General features: G+C 52.6%; 2 protein-coding genes. Both read right to left on the reverse strand.

Features of this window, described 5'->3' with window-relative positions; translation table 11 throughout:
* Nucleotides 1-213 precede the first annotated feature (213 nt).
* Entirely contained in the window at nt 214-810 is a 597-nt protein-coding gene (locus VI25_RS20555; RefSeq protein WP_045689842.1) for a replication/maintenance protein RepL, read from the reverse strand.
* Between the two features lie 253 nt (nt 811-1,063).
* Nucleotides 1,064-2,381 (reverse strand): MobV family relaxase (gene mobV / locus VI25_RS20560; protein ID WP_236705168.1); only part of this gene is annotated, 1,318 nt, incomplete at its 5' end.

Below are 2,381 nucleotides of genomic sequence, written 5' to 3' on the forward strand. Positions count from 1 at the left end.
TAGAGGAGCAATAAATCAGGACGTGGCTCTATACCTCGAGCGCGAACCCTTTCTACTGCTGTATGAACTATATCACGACGTGTTTCTGAGGTATATCCGTCAGAATCTTCCTTAGAATTGTTCAAAACGAATCAGGTAAGTTAAATAAACAACAACTTGGGGGCCAGCCCCCAAACCCCCGAGGTAAAAAGGCATACAGCTAAGCCGCCTGCCCTACTCCTGTTCCCCACTGCCCTGTTGAAGTGGAGTGACGTCTTCATGCTTATCAAACATGGAGAGCTGCTGAGCACTGGCTTGGACTTTCTTCCGCTTAATGTAGGTCTTGGCAAAGGATACTCGGTCACCGTTGAAAACGACCATTGGGTTAATGAAATACTTGAAATGGCTGTCGCTACGGGCTATAATACCGCATTCTATCAGGGCAGAAATACCTGAAAGCACGTCCTTTGGGTGTTTGTATTTAGTGTAGTCCAGACACTTGGTCATTTCTAAGAAAAATTCGTCCTGTTTTGGCTTTAATACATTGATAATGAAGCCAAAAACACGAATAGCAGGCTTAGACAGTTCCCAGAATGCGGTAAACTGGCTTAAATAGACTTTGGCGAACTGTTCCTCGTCAACTTCGACAAATTTCATGAAAGCAGTATGCCCCTCAACCTCGCCAGACGAGTTGACTATAAGCTGAATTTCATCCCGGTTTTTAGATCGAACGACTTGGGTTTTCTGGATGATTTTGATGTCCTGTATAGCCTGCTCGACAAAAGGATTTTCCTTAAATGCCTCGTATTTTTTTACTGATTTGTAGGCCATAGTGGTAAATTTTATTTACCTCGAAGGTACATTGCTATTACCATATCGCCTTATAAATAGTAAATTTTTTTTACCATTTGTTACTACTTTTTGGTAACTCAAAAATACCAACCTGGTAAATCCTATTTACCAACCTGGTAAATGAATAGTATTAGTGCTCAAGTAGTTAGAGGCGTTTGCTTCTTAGCTCTTAAAAAGGGGGCAAAAACGACTGATTTTGGAGCTGTTTAGAGGACGCTAGAAAAAGAGTGCTTTACATGCCAATTCCTCTCCCTTGGCTCCTGCCTTTGTCTTGGGTTAGGTTGTGCTCTTTGGTGCGCTCAATGGCGGCTATGATTTGCGGTTCTAGAGCCTGACCATTGGGCCGTAGCTCGGTGGTAGGAAACCTAGCTCCGGTCTGGTCGTGAGTGAATACTACCTCGTCTCCCTCGGTGGCTTGCCCCTCGTAGCCCGCCGCCTTCAGCTTGGCCACGAAATCGGCCACGTCTTTCACCGGCTTAGCTAGGGTCTGCTCGAAGGTGCGAACGAGCGCCTGGCGTGTTTCCTCGCGTACTTCCTGGCCGTACTGCCGCAAATCAGGTAAATCAGCCCCCTGCGCGTACTGCACCGCCGTACGGTCGTAGTCCAGGGATAGAATTGCTTCCTCTTGCCGAGCGGTCTGCAAGGTGCCAAAATGGGCCTGTTTTAGCCCCTCTGCCGTGCGCAATTGCTTTTGCAGCACTCTCACCTGCTCTGCGGCCGCTGTGTTCGCCTGGGCGAGCTTAGCGACCTCTGCGAGCTGCACCCGGGCGGCCTCCGCTTGGCGGGCTAGCTCGGCGTTAATGCGGGCTTCCTCACGGGCTTTCCACTCGTCTCGCCCGAGCAGGGGCGGATCGCTGAGCTCGAATGCCGGCGCTGGCGCTGTGGGCTTAGTCAGTTCCGCCACGTGCTGCGTGTGCTGGGCCTCCAACCCATACAGGCGCTGCATGGGGTCGTGCTTGGCCTGGCTGTGCTCGACGCCGCGTTCGAGGCCGTACGGGGACATGGCCTGGGCATAGTCGGTTTGCAGCTGCCGCAAGCTCTTGGGGTTGAACAGCTGGTCGGCCGACAACGTGTTCTTGTCCGTGATAGGGGCCAGCACCGCGTGAATGTGCGGGGTCTTCTCGTCCTGGTGTAGGGTGAACGATACCACGTTCTTGGCCCCGAACTTCTCCTTCAAAAAATTCAAATTGTCCTGCGCCCATTTGCTCTTGGAGTAGTCCACCGCCCGCCCGTCTTGGCCCCGAATAAACCCCTCCGGGCTACCGGTTAGAATCACCTCCATCCCGCGCACGGAATCATGCCGGACGCGCTTTACCCCAGCCTCCTGGATCCGGGCTTCGAGCAGGCTCCAGTAGTCTTTCTGCTCGTGGTTGATGTACTCCCGGTTTGGGTGGGGGGCTTCCTTATCAGCGTTGCTTATCACGTGGGGGTGCTGCGCCTGGCGGTAGTTGTGGCCAGTGGCCGCGACGGCCTGTGCTTGAGTCTTGATTTTGGCAACTCGGAGGACGGCGTAGGGCATGGGGCAGTGGGGAACAGGAGTAGGGCAGGCG

The sequence above is a fragment of the Hymenobacter sp. AT01-02 genome (genome assembly GCF_000961955.2).
Lineage (GTDB): Bacteria > Bacteroidota > Bacteroidia > Cytophagales > Hymenobacteraceae > Hymenobacter > Hymenobacter mucosus.